Annotated in this window: 19 protein-coding genes; 11 read left to right on the forward strand and 8 right to left on the reverse strand. The window is 46.8% G+C overall.

Features of this window, described 5'->3' with window-relative positions; translation table 11 throughout:
- The first annotated feature begins 248 nt into the window (after nucleotides 1-248).
- Nucleotides 249-2,885 carry a phosphoenolpyruvate carboxylase gene (gene ppc, locus K6Y21_RS19640; protein WP_233073606.1) on the forward strand — a complete coding sequence of 879 codons (2,637 nt, stop codon included), beginning with the start codon at nucleotides 249-251 and terminating at the stop codon, nucleotides 2,883-2,885.
- Between the two features lie 141 nt (nucleotides 2,886-3,026).
- Entirely contained in the window at nucleotides 3,027-3,815 is a 789-nt protein-coding gene (locus K6Y21_RS19645) for a type 2 periplasmic-binding domain-containing protein (protein WP_233073607.1), read from the forward strand.
- A gap of 61 nt (nucleotides 3,816-3,876) precedes the next feature.
- On the opposite strand, the gene K6Y21_RS19650 is transcribed toward K6Y21_RS19645, so the two are convergent.
- A complete protein-coding gene (locus K6Y21_RS19650) occupies nucleotides 3,877-5,355 on the reverse strand; it encodes an alpha/beta fold hydrolase (RefSeq protein ID WP_233073608.1) in 1,479 nt (492 codons plus the stop codon).
- 117 nt (nucleotides 5,356-5,472) lie between these two features.
- A complete protein-coding gene (locus tag K6Y21_RS19655) occupies nucleotides 5,473-5,997 on the reverse strand; it encodes a Crp/Fnr family transcriptional regulator (protein WP_233073609.1) in 525 nt (174 codons plus the stop codon).
- Between the two features lie 148 nt (nucleotides 5,998-6,145).
- Here K6Y21_RS19655 and K6Y21_RS19660 point away from each other — a divergent pair, with 148 nt between their 5' ends.
- Nucleotides 6,146-6,877, forward strand: a complete 732-nt coding sequence (locus K6Y21_RS19660; RefSeq protein ID WP_233073610.1) for an SDR family oxidoreductase — start codon at nucleotides 6,146-6,148, stop codon at nucleotides 6,875-6,877.
- A gap of 12 nt (nucleotides 6,878-6,889) precedes the next feature.
- Nucleotides 6,890-7,558 (forward strand): TVP38/TMEM64 family protein, encoded by a 669-nt coding sequence (locus tag K6Y21_RS19665; protein ID WP_233073611.1) that lies wholly within the window; start codon nucleotides 6,890-6,892, stop codon nucleotides 7,556-7,558.
- Nucleotides 7,559-7,613: 55 nt separating this feature from the next.
- On the opposite strand, the gene K6Y21_RS19670 is transcribed toward K6Y21_RS19665, so the two are convergent.
- Nucleotides 7,614-8,096, reverse strand: a complete 483-nt coding sequence (locus tag K6Y21_RS19670; RefSeq protein WP_233073612.1) for a CYTH domain-containing protein — start codon at nucleotides 8,094-8,096, stop codon at nucleotides 7,614-7,616.
- A 118-nt stretch (nucleotides 8,097-8,214) separates the two neighbouring features.
- Between K6Y21_RS19670 and K6Y21_RS19675 the strand changes: the two genes are divergently transcribed.
- Together K6Y21_RS19675 and K6Y21_RS19680 are read left to right on the forward strand one after the other, a co-directional pair.
- Nucleotides 8,215-9,111, forward strand: coding sequence for an AraC family transcriptional regulator (locus K6Y21_RS19675; RefSeq protein WP_233073613.1), 897 nt, complete (start codon nucleotides 8,215-8,217; stop codon nucleotides 9,109-9,111).
- 139 nt (nucleotides 9,112-9,250) lie between these two features.
- Entirely contained in the window at nucleotides 9,251-10,117 is an 867-nt protein-coding gene (locus tag K6Y21_RS19680; RefSeq protein WP_233073614.1) for a hypothetical protein, read from the forward strand.
- Nucleotides 10,118-10,153: 36 nt separating this feature from the next.
- Here K6Y21_RS19680 and metF read toward each other — a convergent pair whose 3' ends face one another.
- Nucleotides 10,154-11,050, reverse strand: coding sequence for a methylenetetrahydrofolate reductase (gene metF / locus K6Y21_RS19685; protein ID WP_233073615.1), 897 nt, complete (start codon nucleotides 11,048-11,050; stop codon nucleotides 10,154-10,156).
- Nucleotides 11,051-11,359: 309 nt separating this feature from the next.
- Between metF and K6Y21_RS19690 the strand changes: the two genes are divergently transcribed.
- The gene (locus tag K6Y21_RS19690; RefSeq protein WP_233073616.1) at nucleotides 11,360-12,883 is read left to right on the forward strand and encodes a bifunctional GNAT family N-acetyltransferase/carbon-nitrogen hydrolase family protein; all 1,524 of its coding nucleotides are present in this window, start codon (nucleotides 11,360-11,362) and stop codon (nucleotides 12,881-12,883) included.
- A gap of 22 nt (nucleotides 12,884-12,905) precedes the next feature.
- Here K6Y21_RS19690 and K6Y21_RS19695 read toward each other — a convergent pair whose 3' ends face one another.
- Entirely contained in the window at nucleotides 12,906-13,814 is a 909-nt protein-coding gene (locus tag K6Y21_RS19695) for a DMT family transporter (protein ID WP_233073617.1), read from the reverse strand.
- Between the two features lie 143 nt (nucleotides 13,815-13,957).
- Here K6Y21_RS19695 and K6Y21_RS19700 point away from each other — a divergent pair, with 143 nt between their 5' ends.
- Nucleotides 13,958-14,824 (forward strand): helix-turn-helix domain-containing protein, encoded by an 867-nt coding sequence (locus K6Y21_RS19700; protein ID WP_233073618.1) that lies wholly within the window; start codon nucleotides 13,958-13,960, stop codon nucleotides 14,822-14,824.
- Between the two features lie 270 nt (nucleotides 14,825-15,094).
- The gene (locus K6Y21_RS19705) at nucleotides 15,095-15,565 is read left to right on the forward strand and encodes a hypothetical protein (RefSeq protein ID WP_233073619.1); all 471 of its coding nucleotides are present in this window, start codon (nucleotides 15,095-15,097) and stop codon (nucleotides 15,563-15,565) included.
- 105 nt (nucleotides 15,566-15,670) lie between these two features.
- On the opposite strand, the gene K6Y21_RS19710 is transcribed toward K6Y21_RS19705, so the two are convergent.
- Nucleotides 15,671-18,091 carry a bifunctional aspartate kinase/homoserine dehydrogenase II gene (locus K6Y21_RS19710; RefSeq protein ID WP_233073620.1) on the reverse strand — a complete coding sequence of 807 codons (2,421 nt, stop codon included), beginning with the start codon at nucleotides 18,089-18,091 and terminating at the stop codon, nucleotides 15,671-15,673.
- Nucleotides 18,092-18,093: 2 nt separating this feature from the next.
- Complete coding sequence (gene metB, locus K6Y21_RS19715; protein WP_233073621.1) at nucleotides 18,094-19,257, reverse strand: cystathionine gamma-synthase; 1,164 nt, start codon at nucleotides 19,255-19,257, stop codon at nucleotides 18,094-18,096.
- A gap of 278 nt (nucleotides 19,258-19,535) precedes the next feature.
- Here metB and metJ point away from each other — a divergent pair, with 278 nt between their 5' ends.
- Together metJ and K6Y21_RS19725 are read left to right on the forward strand one after the other, a co-directional pair.
- Complete coding sequence (gene metJ, locus K6Y21_RS19720) at nucleotides 19,536-19,859, forward strand: met regulon transcriptional regulator MetJ (RefSeq protein WP_233073622.1); 324 nt, start codon at nucleotides 19,536-19,538, stop codon at nucleotides 19,857-19,859.
- A 259-nt stretch (nucleotides 19,860-20,118) separates the two neighbouring features.
- On the forward strand, nucleotides 20,119-20,535 hold the full coding sequence (locus tag K6Y21_RS19725; protein WP_233073623.1) for a hypothetical protein: 417 nt from the start codon (nucleotides 20,119-20,121) through the stop codon (nucleotides 20,533-20,535).
- A gap of 174 nt (nucleotides 20,536-20,709) precedes the next feature.
- On the opposite strand, the gene K6Y21_RS19730 is transcribed toward K6Y21_RS19725, so the two are convergent.
- Nucleotides 20,710-20,790 (reverse strand): EF-Tu C-terminal domain-related protein (locus K6Y21_RS19730; protein ID WP_233073625.1); only part of this gene is annotated, 81 nt, incomplete at its 5' end.

Raw genomic sequence — 20,790 nt, forward strand, 5'->3', positions numbered from 1 at the left:
TTAACAGTATAATTCAACATAAATGTAATTTAATTACATAAAAACCCCATCTGAAGTGGGGAAACGGATTGAACGAAAATGACGCTTAGTTTATTTGACCCAGCGCCCATTTTGCGGATAGATTAGAGGCAAGCTAACGTAAAGCTTAGCGTTATTTTAAAGAATGGGGTTTTGTTAAAGCCAAAATCAAACCGTTTTTGGCTTAATAAAAAGTTGTAAAATCACAACAAATGTAAGGACAACAAGCAATGAACGACAAGTATGCAGCACTACGCAGTAATGTAGGCTTGCTAGGGCAGCTGTTAGGACAAACCATCTCCAACCATCTCGGCGAAGAATTTCTCGAAAAAATCGAAACTATCCGCCAGCTCTCTAAGTCGGCTCGCTCAGGTAATCAAGCAGACGGAGAGTTACTTGTTGCCATGTTAGCAGGTCTTTCCGATGACGAGCTACTGCCTGTTGCCCGCGCGTTTACCCACTTTTTAAACCTAGCGAACATTGCTGAGCAGTTTCATACCACTTCGCGCCATTGCGAAGCACAAGTATGTGCCCCCGACCCCATTGATGAGCTATTTAGTAAACTAAAAGGCTCAGATGCCACCCCTGAGTTAATCAAAGCCGCCATTGAAGAAATGAAAATGGACTTGGTACTGACGGCACACCCAACGGAAATCACCCGTCGCACCTTGATCCATAAGCATGTAGCCATCAACAACTGCCTTGCGGCCCTAGAACTAAGCGATATCTCTGAGCGCGAAAAAGAAAAGCTACTCTACCGTTTAGAAGAGCTGATCAACCAAGCGTGGCACACCGACGAAATTCGTAAACAGCGCCCTACGCCTGTTGATGAAGCCAAATGGGGCTTTGCGGTTGTAGAAAATAGCCTATGGCAAGCCGTACCAGAATATATTCGCAACCTCGATGAGCGCGTGCAAAAAAGCTTTGGTTTTGCCCTGCCGATTGATGCGGCTCCCGTTACGTTTACCTCTTGGATGGGCGGCGACCGCGATGGCAACCCGTTTGTTACCAGTAAGGTAACCGAAGAAGTGCTGCTATCAAGCCGCTGGGTCGCTGTAAACCTATTCTTGCAAGACATCGAACAGCTCGCCAGTGAGCTGTCGATGATGGACTGTAATGAAGCGCTACGTGAAGCTGCGGGTGAAGATGCCCACGAACCCTACCGTAAAGTACTTAAAGATTTGCGCGCAGATCTCAAAGAAACCTTGAATTACCTCACCGCAACGCTACAAGGTGAATACACGGAATCTCGCGATCTGATCAACCGCACCGAACAGCTCACCCTGCCACTCACGTTATGCTACGAATCACTGCACGACTGCGGCATGGGGATTATTGCTGATGGCTTGTTATTGGATGTATTACGTCGAGTCGCGTGTTTTGGTATTAACCTGGTTAAACTCGATATCCGCCAAGATGGCGAGCGCCACGGTGATGTCATTGCCGAGCTGACCCGTTATTTAGGCATAGGAGACTACGCCAGCTGGAATGAAGAAGAGAAACAAAACTTCTTATTACAAGAGCTTAACAGCAAACGCCCGCTGATCCCGCAAGATTGGCAACCCCAACCTGACAACCAAGAAGTGCTTGATACCTGCCGCGTGGTGGCAAACACCGATCCGCAAGCGCTGGGGATTTACATCATCTCTATGGCACGCCAAGCATCCGATGTATTAGCGGTACAATTACTGTTAAAAGAATGTGGCTGTACTTTCCGCATTCCCGTTGCCCCGTTATTTGAAACCTTAGACGACTTAAACAACGCAGAAGAGGTCATTAAGCGCCTATTTGCCGTTGATTGGTATCGCGGTTACATCAATGGCCAACAACACGTTATGATTGGCTACTCAGATTCGGCCAAAGATGCCGGGGTACTGGCGGCAAACTGGGCGCAATATCGTGCTCAAGAAGCCCTGGTTGCGTTATGTGAAGAAAACAAGGTTCGTTTAACACTATTCCACGGCCGTGGTGGTACTATTGGTCGCGGTGGTGCGCCAGCTCATGCTGCACTGCTATCACAACCACCGGGCTCATTAAAAGGTGGCCTGCGTGTGACCGAACAAGGCGAAATGATCCGCTTTAAATTCGGATTGTCCAATGTCGCTCAACAGTCTCTTAACCTGTACACCGCCGCCATACTAGAGGCAAATCTATTACCGCCACCCGCGCCGAAGCAAGAATGGCGTGACATGATGGATCAACTTTCTGAAGATTCGTGTACCGAATACCGTGGTATGGTGCAAGACGAGCCAGATTTTGTGCCTTACTTCCGTAGCGTAACCCCTGAGCTTGAGCTAGGTAAATTACCACTGGGCAGCCGACCGGCTAAACGTAAACCCAACGGCGGCGTAGAAAGCTTACGTGCGATTCCTTGGATCTTCGCATGGTCGCAAAACCGCTTTATGTTACCAGCTTGGTTAGGTGCAGGGGACGCCATGGGACGAGCATTAGAGCAAGGCAAGCAAGAGCTGTTAACCGAGATGTATCAAAGCTGGCCATTCTTCCATACCCGTTTAGAAATGTTCGAAATGGTGTTTATGAAGGCTGACGAGCAATTAGCAAAATTCTATGAATCTAAGCTAGTGCCAGAAGAACTTTATGGCCTAGGCCAATCACTGCGTGACAAGCTCAAGCAAACGCGTGACTATGTACTACAAACCATTCCTAAGCATAAACTGATGGAAGATCAGCCTTGGATCAAAGAGTCGATTAACTTACGTAACCCGTACATAGATCCACTCAACCTATTACAAGCTGAGCTTTTAAGCCGTTCGCGCGCCAATGGCGAAGAAATTTGCCCAAATATAGACCAAGCTTTGATGGTCACCATAGCCGGGATTGCAGCAGGCCTTCGCAACACGGGCTAAGTGATTCTTGCTTAACAGATAAAGCGGGCCGACAGGCTCGCTTGTTCGCTCCTCTAACAACAAATTTTTCTCATCTCTCATCGCTCTACCTTATTGCCGCATAAAAATAGCCTAATGTTGTAGCAGAGGGAGGAGCAAAACATGAAGCTTGCTTGTCTGCCATTACTTTGGTTTATTTGCTCATTATCACATGCTGGAGAAGCATTAGAGTTAGTGCTGCCTGCGAGTAAGGATGGCAGTCACGAATATTACCATGAAATTTTAGTGCGCTCGTTAGCAGCCCAAGGCATCGAGGTCAGCATCATCACCCCCTATAGCCATATTCCTCAGAAACGCTCCGTTCGCTTGCTACAAAGTGAAATGTTGTCACTATTTTGGATGATAGAAACCCCCGAACGAGACCAACAATACACCAAGGTCAACGTGGGCTTAACTAACGGGCTCATTGGCAAACGTGTGCTATTGGTGCCTAAGCAAGATAGACGTAGATACAGTCAGGTAAAAAGCCTAGCAGACTTTAAGGCCCTTGGTGTGGTAGGTGGATTCGGCGCCAATTGGTTCGACATTGAAGTTTGGCAGGCCAATGATCTGGCCTATGTAGTAAGAGATGGTGAATGGCGCGCCCTGTATGGCATGCTATCCACCACAGGTGGTATCAATTATTTTTCTCGAGGTATCAATGAGATCATCGCCGAACAAAGGCAATACCCCTATCTGGCCATTGAGCCGCACTTGTTGCTCGTTTATCAGCGCGATTTTGTCTTTTACCTTAATAAACAAACCGCCCACCTCAAACCCATATTGGAATCTGCCCTACAAAAAGCCAAGGCTTCAGGCCTAATGGAGCAGATCATCACAGAATATTGGGGCGAACATTTTCGTCAGCTTAATTTACAAAACCGCTTAACCCTGAAACTGATTACCCCGTAATCATCGCTTCATGGCCCCTTAGTGACTTGCTTTAACCGCAGCCACTAAGGGCCCTAACACCTTATCGGCGAGGGTTTTGCTGAACAGGGTGTGGCTTAAAGCCACCTGTACGGCTGCGCTTCATTAAACCACCGTCACAGGTCAGGAAATCCTGCGCGGCGGCTGGGTCTAACAAGTACGCCGTGGTTGCATCATCAATACAGTCACTGCCGCGATAACTAAAGCCATGCTCAACCACATTCTCTACACGGATAAAGCGCGTTAAGCTAGCAAAGCTTTGCGCCATCGCCTCGGCCCAAACATAAGAGGTACGGGTGTCATACTCACCACCAATGATCAAAATCGGCGTTTGCAATTTTACATCCATGTCGGTTAATGGCGCTACCGGATCTTGTACACCCGGCCAATCGGCACACATAAACGCATTATAGTGGAAGGTAACAGGACCATAGACTGGCGCATTAGTTGAAAAGTCTGTTTCCATCGCCCAAACTTCTGCATTGGTCAGAGGGCTGAGTTCATCAGCACACAGCACCGCTTTAAACATCGCACTCGCGCGCGCATCATCGGCTGGGTTTTGCGGTTGCCACCACGGGGTACTGGCCACCAGACTATTGAGCAATTGTGTATTGCCATTATCTAATAATTCAAACGCCCCCGCCTTTTGATGCTGCCAGTAGCCATACGAAGATGACTCACGTAATGCATAAAGCGCCCCCAAAGCCGTGTCTAGGGTTAATTCGCCATCATTAAGTTGTAATACACCATCTTGGTATAAATAGTACGACGCGTCTTTAAGGGTTTGATAGCGCGCATCACTCTCCAAACGAAAACGGGCTGCCAGCTCATACCCTGCGGCATCATCTTTAAAGAACTCTGCCGCATTACTTAAATCTGGCGACATGGGCGCATCCAGCACCAAGGCTCTCACGCGCTCAGGGTAGGTATTAGCATACACACTACCTACTCGCGTGCCATAAGAATAACCTAGAAAGCTGATTTGCTCTTCACCCAAGTGAGTACGCAAGGCATCGATGTCTTTTACCAAAGTATTGGTACTGATATTGGCCGCCTTGGTCGTATTAAACGCGTTACACGCATTAATGTCGGTGGCTAACTTAGTCGCGCATTGAGTGAGCTCTTTGGCATAAGCACTTTGTCCTGTTCCACGCGGGTCCAGTGCAACTAAATCAAACTGTTCTACGATTTTGGGATCAAACTGGCCTGAGTCAACTAACCAAGCTAAGGTGGTATGGGCTTCACCACCCGGGCCACCAAAGTTAACAAACAAGGTGCCAATCCGATTGGCTTCATCGGTGGCTTTATGAATGGCGTAAAACACCTCAACGGTCGAACCATCGTCATTAAGGTAGTTTGTCGGTACGACTAATGTGTCACAGACAAAACCAGTCGCGCAATCGGGCGCATCGACGGGCGTCTCAATTGCGGTAGAGAGCTGATTACTACTGCCACCTCCACCGCCACAGCCTGCTAATAAAATAGTGGAAACCGCACTTACCAGTAATGTTCTTTTCATCATATCCTTGTTCTCATTGCTGTAAAAAACGATAAAGTCGCTTTAAGCTAACACAAGGACATAATATGTCAAAATAATTATTTTATATTTTTTTGCTTTTTAGCGTTTTTTGTAATGCCATCACCTACTCGCATGTTTGATACGACTCAATGCAACTGGTGTGATCCCCAAGTAGCGTGCAATGTCATTTTGTGTCACTCGACGCAATAAATCAGGCCGCTCGGCCTTTAACTGCAGGTAGCGTGTGGTCGCATCTAAACATAAGAACTCATACTCACGTCGCTCTTTTTTTTGTGCTAACTGAATCAAAGCATCGAGCATAAAACGGCTCAGCTCTAAATCGTTTAAGGTGTGTTCAAACAGGGTATCAAACCTCACCTTGGCTAACTCAGCAGGCTCCAATGCCACCAAGCTAAAGGTGCAAGCTTGGCGCCCAACAACCGCCGACAAATTGGTGATCATATTTTGTTCAGCGATAAAGGATTTAACCAACTCCTTACCATCGGGTTGCAAGTAATAAGCCTTGAACAGCCCCTGATTAACCCAATACAAGGCATCTTCTAACTCACCTTGACGAAATAAATGCGCTCCAGCATCAAGCTGAACAATTCGACCATGATTTTTAATGTATTGTTTTATATCCATCCAATTAAGCCCTGCCTCAATCCTTTGCTTATGGCTTCAAATCGGCTCCGACAGAATTAGCCGCAACCATATTTTTCACGTTTTAACTTAGGTTAATTTCAGCCGTTTTCACCATCGCTATAGTCAGCTTGAACCAAAGGAGCTGACTATGTCATTAACTAACCAAACTATTGTTATTACAGGTGCAACATCGGGTATCGGCTATCAGTTAGTCAAGCAGCTTGCGCCGCAAAATCAAATTATTGCTCTGGCACGCTGCCCTCAGAAGCTCGCGGAGCTAGCGCAAACCTTTTCCAACATTCAAACCATTCAAGTTGATCTTGGTGATCCTGACGCGCTCGAAACCAAAACCAAAGAGCTAATAACCCGTGCCCAGCCGATAGATATACTGATCAACAATGCCGCCATTCAAAACACACCCGCGTTTATTGATACCGATTTTAACTATCAAACGATCAGTCGCGAAATCACGGTTAACTTTACCTCTGTCTGTCAGCTGACGTATTTGCTGTTGCCGCAAATCTTGGCCAGTAAACAAGGCAAGATAGTCAATATAAACTCAGGGCTCGCCTTAGCCCCAAAAAGCCAATCCGCGATTTATTGCGCGTGTAAAAGTGCCATGTTCAGTCTTACCCTATCGTTACGTTACCAGCTCGCCCAAAGCCATCTCAGCGTGCAGCAGGCCTTGCTTCCCCTCGTTGATACTGCGATGACGCAAGGCCGAGGCCAACATAAGTTAACCGCACAAGAAGCGGCCGAGCGGATCATCATGGGGATCCAAACCAATCAATTAGATCACTTTATTGGCAAGGTAAAACTGCTGAGCTGGCTCAAACGATTCAGCCCCAGTTTCGCTTACCGCTTGATGCAAAACGCCTAATAAGGAGCAAACATGAAATCATTAATCAAAATCATGCTGATCTTAGGATTAGGCTTTGCTGCCACCTTCGTTGTGATGAAAGGACTTGGCATTTTAACTATTGAACAGATATCAACTTGGTTAAATCAAGCCAGCGAACTCGCACCACACTACCTGATCGGGCTTGTCATCAGCTTGTTATTGTTGGATTTATTGATCGCAATGCCGACACTCACCATCATCATCTTAGGCGGGTATTTTTTAGGCTTTTATCAAGGCATGCTCGCGGGAGCAACAGGGTTAATGTTAGCAGGCATAGCCGGTTATGGACTCAGCCGTTGGTTGGGACAGCCTTTTGTTGCTCTGATCATTCGCGATCAGACCAAACGAGATGAAATGCTGAGCAGCTTCAGTCATTACGGCGCCGTAATCATCTTACTTTCAAGGGCGATGCCCATTTTACCCGAAGTCAGCGCGTGTATGGCGGGCTTGAATAAAATGCCTTGGTTACGCTTTATTTCAATATGGAGCTTAAGCGCGATCCCCTATGCAGCCATAGCAGCTTATGCTGGATCCATGAGTAGCTTACAAGATCCCAAACCCGCCATCTTGACCGCCGTGGGGTTAAGCTGCTTTTTTTGGTGCGCTTGGTATGCCTTTATGCGTAAAAACAAAGCGCAGATTAAGCCCAGTGAGATTTAGTTAAAGTCAATCACGCGTCCGGCATTTATCGATGATAAGGCTGTCTATGGATGGCCTAAACAGCCCACTTGCTGTAGGGATGTTGCATTAGCTGAGAATTATAGTAGCGTTTGTCGCCCGTGACCTCTTCACCTAACCAGCTCGGTTTTACAAATTGCTCATCAACATGGCTTAGCTCGATCTCGGCAACCACCAGCCCAGCGTTTTCACCATAAAACTCATCTACTTCATAGGTATGCTGGCCAACTTCAACTAAATAACGGGTTTTATCGATAACACCGGGCTCACATAAGGCCAACAAGGCTTGCGCTTCACTAAGAGGGATTTTACGCTCCCACTCAAAACGACTTAAACCCGCAGCATCACTGATACCTTTAATGGTTAAAAAGCCTTGCTCGCCTTTAATTCTCACCCTAACACATCGCTCGGGAGCCGAATTTAAATAGCCTTGGGTAATACGCTCTGAACTGCGCGCATCTTGCTTAAATTCACCTGCCAGCAAAAACTTACGTTCGATTTCTTGTAACACCTGCGCCATTTCACACCTTTTTGTTTGGCAAAAGTATGTTGATGTTAGCCTGCAGGCCCTAAACTAAGCAAACATTATCAAATCAACCTGGTTTAAGCTGAAATCGTCAAATAATTAGCAGGAAATAATGATGAAGGAATGTACCCAACTTGGCTACCAACAACGGCTAGTTAGAGTGGTGGACTACATCTATCAAAACCTAGACGCCCCACTGGATGTAAACACCTTAGCTGATGTCGCTTGTATGTCACCGTACCACTTTCATCGTATCTACCGATTAATGACGGGTGAAACGATCAACACTTCAATAAGGCGATTGCGCTTATCTATGTCTGCTTCGGATTTGATCCGCACCGACAACTCCATTGCAAGCATAGCCAAGAAGTTTAGCTATTCCAGCATTGAAGCCTACAGCCGTGCATTTACCAAGTTGTTTCGACAACCGCCCAGTGAATATCGGCAATTACATCGCTCTTCACCAAACACGTTAGCGCAACTATCACCTCAGAATTGGATGAAATTCCAGCCTCTTTATGATCAGGAGAATCAGCTTATGTACCCAGTAGAAATAACGGAAATACCGACCATCCACCTCATCGGCGTTAAGCATCAAGGCGACTATATGAAAATAGGTCAAGCCTTTGACAAGCTTTGCATGTATGCCGGCAGTCATAACTTATTCACCGAGCGCAGTCGCAGCTTTGGTATTTATTATCACGACCCGAAAACGGTGCCCATCGAAGAGTTGGAATCGATTGCTTGTATCAGTGTCGATGATCCCAATCAAGTGATTGACGATGAGCAAATCATCAAGCTATCGATTCCTGCCGGCCGCGCAGCCACCTTGATGTTCAAAGGGCCATACGCCGAATTAGAGCAACCCTACGCCTGGTTATTCGGCCAATGGTTACCACAGAGCGAACAAAGCTTAGCGGATCACCCCGCCTTTGAGGAATACCTAAATGCGCCGCAAGATACCGCCCCGCAAGACCTACTAACGCGAATTTATTGCTTACTTAAGTAACCCTTTAAGTCACCCTAACGAACAAACAGCCCCTATTTGGGTGCTGTTTGTTCAGCAAAACCTTGAGCTATTCAATCCTTTTCTGGTTCATCTTGGGCTATGCTAAAACACAAGTCATTGTTCGAATCAATTAAGGCCCATGCTTAAACGACACACAGCCCTGCTGCTAGTTTTAATATCAGGGCTCACTTCATTAATCGCCACACCAAGCTTTGCCCTCACCTTAGGCATAGAGCCTAGCGTGTTGGAAAAATATCGACTTTTTTTAGCTGACCGAGACCCGCTCACCATTGATGATTATTCAGGCCAATATAGTCATCGCGGCGTGGCTGAGGTGATCCTCATTCAAAAAGCACTCAAGTTAGGTGGACTGGATGAAAAAATTGAATTCAAGATCGGCCCAAACTATGCGCGCCTGCTAAAACAGCTGCAAACCGGTGATCTTGACGTCTTAGCCAACAGTGCTTGGTTAAGTAATCTGGAGAACAACATCGGTGACTTCTATGTTAGTGATGCCGTCATACGTGATGGCCAATTCGAAGCCGGCCTGTATACCTTAAGTACCCGTGATGACTTACAGTCGGTACGCTCATTGGCCCAAATTCGTACCTTGTCTGCCGTTTCAAATAAGCACTGGCACAGCGACTGGCAAACCCTATCGGCACTCAAGCTGGTCAAGCTCTACAACGTCGCAAAGTGGTCATCCATGCTCGATATGGTGAGAGTACAACGTGCGGATTTTTTATTGGCGCCCTTTCAGGTGACACCCGATCTTAGCTTTACCAACCAAGATGACGTATTTGTGCCCATCGCAGGCATCAAACTGGGGTTAAGAGGGAGTCGGCATTTTGTGGTGAGTCGCCATATCCCTCGTGCCGATAGCTTCTATCTCATGCTACAAAAGGGAGTTAAGCAACTGCATGAACAAGGCGAGTTTGACAAAGCTTACCGAGAGTCGGGGTTTTACAACCCCCAAGTAGCGAGCTGGACCAAAATATCGCCCTAACCCGCTTACAGTGAACAATGAAAAACAGTTACCTGATTAATTGGCCGTGGTAGGACGCAAGCCTAACGCATGACAAATAGCGTAGCTTAACTCACTGCGATTTAGGGTATAGAAATGGAAATCTTTCACGCCCTCTTGAGCCAACACCTTAACCATGTCCATCGCAATACTCGCACCAATCAAATTACGTGTGGTTGGATCATTGTCCGTGCCTTCGTAAAGTTTGTGCATCCAGCCTGGCACTTTAACGTTACACAGCTTAGAGAACTTCACCAAGGTTTTGTAATTCGAGACAGGCAAAATCCCCGGCACAATTTCTTGATTAATTCCAATCGCCGCACAGCGATCGCGAAAACGTAAATAACTTTCTACATCAAAGAAGAACTGAGTAATAGCACGATCGGCCCCGGCATCCATTTTATCTTTAAATGCCAATAAATCCGCTTGCGCATTTTTCGCCTCAGGGTGCACCTCAGGGTAGGCCGCAACAGAAATATCAAAATCAGCCTGCTCTTTCAGTAAGCGCACTAAATCAGTGGCGTACATATGCGGCTTGTCGCTTCCCTCGGGAATATCACCACGCAGCGCAACAATGTTCTTAATGCCACTATTCCAGTAATCAAGGGCGATTTGCTTCAACTCATCTTTACTGGCATCAATACAAGTGAGGTGCGGTGCGGCCACCAGCCCAGTTCGCTCTTTAATGTCTTTGATCACACTGTGTGTGCGATCTCGCGTCCCCGAGTTCGCCCCATAAGTCACCGACACAAACTTAGGCTTTAACGTTTTTAAGCGATCAATAGACTGCCATAAGGTATCTTCCATGGCTTCAGACGTAGGTGGAAAAAACTCAAAAGACACATTTAGATCGCCTTTTAAATCCGCGATATTCTGGTTCAAAATTTCTATATTACGTGCCGTTTGACTGCCCATGATCCTTTCCTTTGTTATCTGCTAAATTGTACTGGGTCGCGCACTAGGCCTTGCCTTAGTCAAGGAGACCTAGTCAAGGTGACCTAACCAACAGGCTTAGACATTAGCCGTTTAGCCGTCTGAATGGCTTAATTTAATGAATTATGAATTTATGTCAACAACTTTGACTAAACTTGAATTATATTAATATTCATGGTGAAGCGAGCTCATAATAAAGCACCGCCACACCGTGACACGCTCATCCCAATCCCTATCATGGGGTTTGTTATACTGACTGAGTTTGATGCATCAACAACAGGAAATACCTAAATGGACCACAACAGCACTAAGCTTTCATTGCGCACCATCGAAGCCAATGATTATGTTCAACTTGCCGAATTAATGGACCTTGTGTTCCCAGACGTTGGCGGTGCTTGGCCAAGAACCACCATTATGGACCTGATCACCCAGTTTCCTGATGGCCAAATCTGCATTGTCGACGGCAACAAAATCGTCGCCGCCGCCCTGACCATCAAAGTCAGCTATAACCGCTATTCACTGCCCCATACCTATTACGATATCGTTAATCAAAATGACGTGATTCAAAATAACCCCAGTGGCGATGCCATGTATGGCCTAGATGTTTTTGTTCACCCTGATTATCGTGGTTTGCGGCTGGGTCGCCGATTGTACGATGCGCGTAAAGAGTTGTGCCGTAATCATAATTTTAAAGCGATTCTCGCAGGTGGGCGGATCCCAAATTATCACAAACACGCCGCTGAACTCAGTGTACCTGAGTACATAGATCAGGTTAAACGTCGCCAGTTACACGACCCGATTCTTTCATTTCAACTGGCCAATGACTTTGACGTCAAACGCTTAATGCGCAATTACCTACCTGAAGACGATGCCTCCAAAGGCTATGCCACCTTGCTAGAGTGGGATAACTTCTTCTATGAGGAAGACATCAATTCGGTTCATGACATTGAAAAAACCTTGGTTCGTATCGGCGTGATCCAATGGCAAATGCGCACCATGAATGATCTGGATGACTTAATGGATCAGGCCGAGTATTTCGTGACCTCACTGTCCAATTACAAAGCCGACTTCGCCTTGTTTCCCGAATTCTTCAATGCCCCCTTAATGGGACTGCAACAAGATCAAAACTCAGTGGAGGCCATCCGCTTTTTAGCCAGCTTTAGTGAAGCCATTAAGAATCGTTTTTCGCAAATGGCGGTCACTTACAATATCAACATCATCGCCGGCAGCGTGCCTGTGATAGAGGGCGACAAACTTTATAACGTGTCCTATCTACTACACCGTGATGGTCAAATTAACGAGCAACAAAAAATCCATATCACCCCCCATGAAGAAAAAGACTGGGTTATCGATGGCGGCAAATCGGTTAAGGTTTTTGATACAGATGCAGGCAAGGTGGGGATTTTAATTTGTTACGACAGTGAATTCCCTGAATTAGGCCGTATGCTGGCCGAACAAGGCGTTCAAATTATCTTTGTTCCGTTTTGGACCGACACCAAAAACGGCTACCAGCGCGTGCGAATTTGTTCACAAGCCCGTGCCATCGAAAACGAATGCTATGTGGCCATTGGTGGCAGTGTGGGTAACTTACCCCGAGTCGATAACGTCGATATCCAATATGCACAATCGGCGGTATTTTCGCCATCGGATATCTATTTTCCCCATGACGCCACCTTAACCGAAGCCAGCGCCAATACGGAAATGATCATCTTTGCCGATGTCGATTTAACGAAACTCAAACTACTGAACACCGAAGGCTCTGTGACCAACCTTAAACACCGCCGTCCGGATATTTACGGCACGTTTATCAAATAATGCCCACCTTCGCTAGCTAAGACTAAACCGCTTTAGCTAGCGCTCTTGGTTTCATTCGCCACAATGGCTTGATGCGCCTTGCCATCAGGTTGCCAGCAATCACCAAGCTCAACCCTATACTGGAATACACAGTCCAGTGATAAGACTCAAACACACTCGACACCACCAGCGCGACGATGGGCGTGATCAGCAAGACATAAGACGCACTGTTTGCACCGATACGATCAACCAATATCAAATACAAGGTAAACCCCATTACCGTGGCAGGTATCGCCAGATACACCAAGCTGCCTAGGTATTGGGTACTCAAATCGATGGTAAACGGCAAGCCGCGTAAATAGATAATTAACAGCAAGGCCAAGCAGCCATAAACCATGCCATAACTGGTTGCTGTATAAGGTTTAATGTTATCGCGGGTATTGCGAATGCTGATCATATTACCGATAGAAAAACACCAAGTGCCCATTAACGCATATACTAGCCCGAGTAACACATCCATCGACCAATCCGTCGCCATGAGATCCGCACCAAACAGTAGCCCGATGCCCGATAGCCCCACTATCACCCCTAACCAAAAGTTCGCCGTGGTTGGAGTTTTAAAAAATAACCGGCCATGCAGGGCATTAAAAATCGGCGCCGTTGCCATCACCACCGCGGTTAAGCCACTGGCGATATAATGGGTCGCACTGTAAAAGGCCAAGAAGTTACAACAAAACAAGCACAACCCCTGCAGGGCAAAAAACTTGTGCTGACTCAGCTTGGTTTGCTGCAATTGGTTAAACACTTTGCCAAAAATAAACATCAGCAGCGCCGCCAGTGCAAAGCGATAAAAAATCGACACCTCGGTCGCCACACTGCCCCCTTGCCATTTAATGGCAATCCAGGAAAAGCCCCATAACCCTATCATTAACACATAAATAAACGCCGACATCTTCGTCCTTCCGACATCAATCAATACCCAGTTCACTCATGTTGTCAGAGTTAGCGAGCAAAAAATCACTTTTTAACACGATCTTGCGGTTTTAATTGACGCCTGCAATTGAGCCAATCGCTCGATGCCATTATGATTTTGCTATGGATAAAAATGCCAAATACATGAACTTCTTCCAATCATCTAAGGTGTGCTTGCGCCAGCAAGGGATCACACCCAAATTGGCATGGGCGCAATATGGCAATGCGTTTGATCGCTTGTATTATCAAAACGATGAGTTTCATACCTTAAGTTTGTATATAGCCGGCGGCGAACAAACCGAACGCCTGGATATAAGAGCCGAACGCGGTGGGCCGGGTAAGTTTTGCCTAATGCCCCAAGGCAGTGAGAGCCGCTGGCAATTAGGCGAGCCGCAGCAGTTTATGCATTTGTACTTTAGTGATGATCACCTAAAGCAGCTGGCGTTAAAAGTGTTTGATATCGACCCAAGACAACTGGCGTTGCCCGACCTGACCTTTTTCAGCCATGGCGCCCTTGAGGCCATCTACCGCCAGCAAATCCAACAAATTGATTGGTCGATGCCCGAGAGCCACCTTGCCATGGCCCAGCTTAGCGACACCATTTTAGTTAACTTGTTACAAAGCTCAGGCCTAACCAAGTCCATCGCCATCGTCAAAGGCGGCTTAGCGCCCAAGGTCGCCAAACAAGTGCAAGACTTTATGCAGGCCAACTACCACAGACAAATCTACCTGCACGAATTGGCCGAGCTGGCCCAGCTCAGTGAATACCATTTTACCCGCATGTTTAAGGCGCACTTTGCACGCACGCCGCAAGAATACTTAATGCAACTGCGCATCGAGCAGGTCAAGCATTTGCTCACCGGCCCAATGAAACTCGCCGATATCGCCCTCGCCTGCGGCTTTGCCAACCAAAGTCATATGGGCCGTTATTTTAAACATCTAGTGGGTATGACACCCAGCGCGTATCAGAAATGTTTGGGGGTGAGGTGATTTACTAATAACAACCGGGATAAAGCGTGGAAATCGTAATCATACACCTAAATATTCATTCGAGGTCACTTCATGGCCGTCCCCTATAAACGAGCAGCCTATTAACAACAAGGTTAATTGTGAGTTAATGGAATATTTCTGGGGTTCTAGATAATCTCTTTTCCCGATATGCTTTCAGCACTTTCAAGCTTTTTCTCATACCTCTAAAGAAGGCATCTGAGAGTCACGCTTCCCATTAAGAATGCAGAAGAACTAAATAGGATTTATTAGATGGAAGTCATATTTGACACTCGTGTAGACGGTTATGGTTTTTTTGTTCAAACCGTAATCCAGATATTTTTAACGTTACTGATATCGGGTTTCTTGTTCAAATTAATAATAAAAAAATTTGACTGCATTACTCTATTCATTGCTTGTGGAGCTAGTCTTATAGCCGTTTATTTAGTGCTCTTTACATACTACGCAGGCAAGACCAAATTGTCGTATATGGCAATGTTGGATGAGGGGACCTATATGTCAATTTGTGGTGAGTTAACAGACTTCAATCGAACGAAAAGCATTGGAGGGGTAGAAACATTTAACATTGCCACAGTTGACTTTGAGTTAGCAAGCACAGTTGGGACTTTGAATTCAAAATACAACGGACGAAGTGATCTTATCGAAGGGGGGAAGTATCTTATTAAATACACGAGTCAAAATAGTAAATTAGTCATTTACATGGCAAAAGTAGTCGAGTGCTGATAACAAGAATGGGGGGTTACCAAACCAGCAAAACGTCATTACATGATTGATAAATAACAAAAAAACCACCCGAAGGTGGCTTTATATATCAACTGTATAGCTCGCTTACGCTAGCTTTTCACACAGGCTGATCAGGTCGGCTTGGATGGCGCCTGCGGTCACTTCACGACCGGCACCTGGGCCTTGAATAATCAGTGGGTTGGTGCGATACCAGTTGGTTTCAATGGCAAAGATGTTGTCACATGGCAGCAAGTTTGCAAAGGCGTGGTTGTCTGGTAGTGCTTCTAGGCCAACGGTGGCTTTGCCTTTGTTGTCAAAGCGCGCAACGTAGCGCAGTACCTTGCCTTGTTTGCTCGCTTTGGCGAGTTTTTCCGCGAGCAACTCATCTAACAACTGCGTCTTTTGCATAAAGTCATCGGCGCTGCCTTGTTGCAATTCTTCTGGCACCAGTGATTGCAGTTCGATGTCTTTCTCTTCAATCGCTAAGCCGGATTCACGCGCTAAGATCAATAACTTGCGCATTACATCATTACCCGATAAATCTTCGCGTGGGTCGGGCTCGGTTAAGCCTTGTTGCCATGCTTGATCCAGTAGCTCAGAAAATGGCACTGAACCATCAAACTGCTGGAATAACCAAGACAAGGTGCCCGAGAAGATACCGCTGATGCCCTGTATGGTGTCGCCCGAGCCTTGTAGCATGGCCAAGGTAGGTTGTACCGGCAAGCCTGCGCCTACGGTCGCGTTGTATAACCAATGGCAGCCGTGATCGGCGAAGCTTTGCTTCACTTCATTGTAAAAAGCGAGGTCCGCCGACCCGGCGTATTTATTCGCCGTGATCAAATGGCAATGACGCGCAGCTAACTCAGGGTAGTAACGGCTCACGCTTTCACTGGCGGTGATGTCTAACACCACGATCTCATCGTATGGGTGATGCTTAAACTTAGACAGCACTTCTTCCCAAACAAAGGGCTTAGGCTCAAAACCTTCGCTGACTTTAGCGAGATCTAAGCCGTCGAAATCAATCTCACCGCCGAGGTGGTTAAACACGGCGCATAGGGTCAACTTTTGGTTAAAGCGCTGTTCTACTTTTTGCCTTTCAACATTGATCAGTTTTAGCCATTGGCCACCAATATTGCCGGTGCCAAATAGCACTAAACCGATGCGCTTAGGACGCTTAAATAGCGCTTCGTGTAAGGTTTTTAGTAGTGGCTCAAGCAAGATTTCTTTGGTAACAGCAACTAAAGATAACTTGCGCTCACAGGCTTGAATAAATTCTAATGGCTGAGTTGAAAGAGCACGATAGAAGCGGTAACACTGCTCGGCATTATCACTCACGCCATTACCCACTAAGCCAACCATGCTGTAGCCTGAATGCAGCTCAACGCTTTTTAGGTATTGTCGGCTGTTAGCAAAGGCTTTAGCCACTTCAAATGCGGAATCAGCCACTTCTGGGGTGTAAACCAAACGCAGTAGGTTTTTCTTTTTGTCGATATGCTCCACCAGTGGCGCCACAAACTTGGCTCTGAGGGCTTGATGTAATTCGGCTTTTAGCTCACCAAGATCATATTCTGACTCGAGCTCTACTTCGATGATACAGGCTTGCTCGAGGCCGGTCACAATTTTTGCCGCACCGAGTTTATGTTGGCGACGCACAATTTGGGTTGAGCCTTCGTCTGGTGCGTAACTTGAGCGCAGGCTTAGACGCTGCGAGCTTTCAATCACAGGTAGTAGGGTGCGCGCATGGAGCACTGGTGAGCCTAGACGCGAGAGTTCGGCGGCCTCATCTAATGATAAACGCTCCATTAACTTGGCATTTTTAACCTTGCGAGGGTCAGCGCTAAACACGCCTGCGACGTCACTCCAAATGGTGGTAGAAACGGCATTGGCAATGGCGCCGGTCACGGTCGCTGAATAGTCGCTACCGTTACGGCCTAAGGTGACGGTATGGCCTTCACTGTCCGCCGCAAAGAAGCCGGTGATCACCACGCGGTGCTGCTCACGGCCAAGTAATTGCTGGGTTAATTTTTCACGCGATAGCGCAACATCAACCACGGGTTGCACACCAAATTCAGCGCTTAAATAGGTGCGCGAATCTAACCAGCTGGCTTGCATGCCAATTTGCTGTAGGTAGGTGGCTAATAAGCGGGCAGACCAAACTTCACCAAAGCTCAGGATTTCATTGCTTTGGAAGCGGTCGAGTTTATTTTCAAGGATCAAGGCAAGGCGGGTTAAATCCTTATCTAACGCCGCTAGCGCTTCACTTTGCCATTCACCTTCGAGTAATTCGGTGACAAGGTTACGCTGAAAATCCGATAAAGATGCAAGAGAAACCGCTGCCGCATTGTCGCCGTCTTTAGCGTACTCGGTGATTTCAATCAAGCGGTTGGTGGTCTTGCCTGCAGCAGAGACCACGATAAGATCCGTGCTGGTGGAGTACTTGTCGATAATATTCGCGACGCGACGAAAACAGTTGGGATCGGCTAAGCTGCTGCCGCCAAATTTGTGCACATGTCTTGTTTGTTTCACCTTTACTTCTCCTGCGCCATGGCCTTAAAGGCCTTGTCTAAATCGGCGATTAAGTCGTCAGCATCTTCTAGGCCAACGGATAAACGAATAAGCGTATTAAATATACCTGCCTCAGCTTGGGCTTCGTCACTCATGGCTCGGTGAGTCATGGTAGCGGGATGTGCGACAAGGCTTTCGACCCCACCCAAAGACTCAGCCAGTGAGAATAAGGCAAGGTTATCAAAAAAGATCCGCAAGCCATCCTCGTCTGCATCAAGATCAAAGCTAAACATAGAGCCAAAATCCTTTTGTTGGCGTTTTGCTATGTCATGACCGGGATGGTCAGGTAAGCTGGGATGATAAATCTTGCTCACTAAAGGCTGGGTTTGCAAATAGGCTAGGATGGCGTTGGTGTTTTCTTGGTGATTACGGATCCGCGCCCCTAGGGTGCGAATGCCGCGCAGAGTCAGATAAGAATCAAACGCCGAGCCGGTTAAGCCCAAACAGTTTGCCCACCAAGCTAAATTCTCACCCAACTCTGGATCTTTGGTCACTACCGCGCCAGCCACCACATCGGAATGACCATTAATGTATTTGGTGGTTGAGTGGATAACAATATCAGCCCCTAACTCTAGGGGCTGCTGCAATGCCGGCGAGAGGAAGGTGTTATCCACCACGACTAACGCGCCGACGGCTTTGGCTTGTTGGCAGATTTTCTCAATATCCACCACGCGTAATAACGGGTTGCTTGGCGTTTCTAACCAAACAATTTTTGGCTGTCTCGCGATGGCGGCAGCCATCTGAGCCTCATCGCCTTGATCGATAAAGCTGACATCAAAGGCGTTTTTCTTGGCACAACAATCAAATAAACGATAGCTGCCACCGTAACAATCGTGCGGTGCAACGAGCAGATCACCAGGGCTTAATAAGGCGGTAATAAGGTTAACGGCCGCCATCCCCGAACAAGTAATAATGCCGGTGCTGCCGTTTTCTAACTTGGCAATGGCATCACCCAGTATGGCGCGCGTGGGGTTGCCCGAGCGACTGTAATCAAAACCACGGATTTGGTTATAGCCTTCGAAGGTGTAGTTGGTACTTAAGTAAATCGGCGGTACAACCGAGCCATGTTGGGTGTCGGATTCAATGCCGGTGCGAACGGCTTGGGTGGCCTGTTTATACTGCGCCATGATGTAAGTACTCCATTATAAATATCACTGGCAACTTTAAGCCAGCAAGAGTAAGACGTCAACACTTCTGGACGTCTAAACGGCTTTATCTTGATTTATTCATGCATTAGTCTACCTGAGTGCTGCTAAGGACAACAATTAATCAATGATAAATAGGCGATATTTCAGCGATAAACCAGAAACTCGGATCTAGCCATCTAAGCATCTTTACCGATGGATTGCCTCGCTTGGCACATGGGGTTAGAATAACCCCGATATTTGATAAGGGTAATAACAACATGACGTCTAAATGGAACGGTGAATACATCAGCCCCTACGCTGAACATGGCAAAAAAAGCGAACAAGTTAAAAAGATCACTGTTTCAATACCTCTGAAAGTCCTCAAGATCCTGACCGACGAACGCACCCGTCGCCAAGTCAATAACTTACGCCATGCAACCAATAGTGAGCTACTTTGTGAGGCATTTTTACATGCTTACACCGGTCAACCCTTGCCTGAAGATAACGACTTGCGAAAAGATCAAAATGATGGCCTGCCAGAGCAAGTAAAGAAAATCATGCTGGAAAAAGGCATTGATATTGACGAGTACGAAACGGAATAGCTGCGAGTTGTCATCTTAACCCTCCATCGCTCCCTTGTGCCTCCCTTATTAACCGCGCACAAGGGTTAACTGAGGGTATCCCCGAGGACTTCCCCAAGGCCCGTGATTACCCCTTCGCTTTTTTAGCACATCAAACGCTCGCCCAAGTCGCATCAAATTATCACTGGCGTACTAATCCACATTTTTAGATCCGGGCACTTTTCAGTGATCCTCTATCCTGCTAGATTAACCTGAAGTTTATTTAAGCAGGGAGCTTATTGTGCGTCTTTTCGCTGTTGTTTTATGTAGTAGCTTGTCCATCTCAGCCTATGCCGAAAACCAATGTAATGAAAGTGCCATTCAAACGGTTGCGGCGGCAGATGCCAAAGCGGGAATTGAACGTTATCAAAACTTATCGATAGATTATGCCAACTGTGAGGAATACGATGAAGAAGCCGCTAAAGCGGTGTATGACTTCAGTTATGATTTGACTTACAGCCAAGTATGCCATGGTGAAGAAGGCTTTAAATTAGGTAAAGCTGGATTACCGCCAAATGATGTCTGCAAAGATTATGTTAATGCGGGTTACTACCGCCACCGCCATGCTCAAGGCATAGACCGTTACAAGCAAGATATGTATCAAAAGGCAAAAAAGAAAGCAGCGGCTGAAGCGGCAGCAGCGAATGGGGAACAATAACCCCCGCTCCCTTCCCTAAGGTTAGCGCCTCGTGCGTTAACCTTCATTATTTTCCAACCTTTTGGCTAAGTGGCCCAATTTGCGATTGTGTTCGGTATGGATAGGGCTCGTTAAACAACAGGCAATAAAAAAGGCCGCCGAAGCGACCTTTTTAATCTTTCAACTCAATCGAACTTATTCGATGATTGAAGATACAACACCAGCACCAACTGTACGGCCACCTTCGCGGATTGCGAAACGTAGACCTTCGTCCAT

Origin of the sequence: Motilimonas eburnea (genome assembly GCF_021295345.1) — a bacterium.
GTDB classification, from domain to species: Bacteria; Pseudomonadota; Gammaproteobacteria; order Enterobacterales; family CBDFNC01; genus Motilimonas; species Motilimonas eburnea.

Excerpts from the sequence above, each read along its gene's own strand:
- K6Y21_RS19695 (WP_233073617.1), bottom strand. The coding sequence starts at position 13,814 with ATGTCGGCGTTTATTTATGTGTTAATGATAGGGTTATGGGGCTTTTCC.
- K6Y21_RS19665 (WP_233073611.1), top strand. The coding sequence starts at position 6,890 with ATGAAATCATTAATCAAAATCATGCTGATCTTAGGATTAGGCTTTGCT.
- metF (WP_233073615.1), bottom strand. The coding sequence starts at position 11,050 with ATGGGCAGTCAAACGGCACGTAATATAGAAATTTTGAACCAGAATATC.
- K6Y21_RS19655 (WP_233073609.1), bottom strand. The coding sequence starts at position 5,997 with ATGGATATAAAACAATACATTAAAAATCATGGTCGAATTGTTCAGCTT.
- K6Y21_RS19645 (WP_233073607.1), top strand. The coding sequence starts at position 3,027 with ATGAAGCTTGCTTGTCTGCCATTACTTTGGTTTATTTGCTCATTATCA.
- K6Y21_RS19690 (WP_233073616.1), top strand. The coding sequence starts at position 11,360 with ATGGACCACAACAGCACTAAGCTTTCATTGCGCACCATCGAAGCCAAT.
- ppc (WP_233073606.1), top strand. The coding sequence starts at position 249 with ATGAACGACAAGTATGCAGCACTACGCAGTAATGTAGGCTTGCTAGGG.
- K6Y21_RS19670 (WP_233073612.1), bottom strand. The coding sequence starts at position 8,096 with ATGGCGCAGGTGTTACAAGAAATCGAACGTAAGTTTTTGCTGGCAGGT.
- metB (WP_233073621.1), bottom strand. The coding sequence starts at position 19,257 with ATGGCGCAGTATAAACAGGCCACCCAAGCCGTTCGCACCGGCATTGAA.
- K6Y21_RS19700 (WP_233073618.1), top strand. The coding sequence starts at position 13,958 with ATGGATAAAAATGCCAAATACATGAACTTCTTCCAATCATCTAAGGTG.
- metJ (WP_233073622.1), top strand. The coding sequence starts at position 19,536 with ATGACGTCTAAATGGAACGGTGAATACATCAGCCCCTACGCTGAACAT.
- K6Y21_RS19660 (WP_233073610.1), top strand. The coding sequence starts at position 6,146 with ATGTCATTAACTAACCAAACTATTGTTATTACAGGTGCAACATCGGGT.
- K6Y21_RS19705 (WP_233073619.1), top strand. The coding sequence starts at position 15,095 with ATGGAAGTCATATTTGACACTCGTGTAGACGGTTATGGTTTTTTTGTT.
- K6Y21_RS19680 (WP_233073614.1), top strand. The coding sequence starts at position 9,251 with ATGCTTAAACGACACACAGCCCTGCTGCTAGTTTTAATATCAGGGCTC.
- K6Y21_RS19675 (WP_233073613.1), top strand. The coding sequence starts at position 8,215 with ATGATGAAGGAATGTACCCAACTTGGCTACCAACAACGGCTAGTTAGA.
- K6Y21_RS19650 (WP_233073608.1), bottom strand. The coding sequence starts at position 5,355 with ATGATGAAAAGAACATTACTGGTAAGTGCGGTTTCCACTATTTTATTA.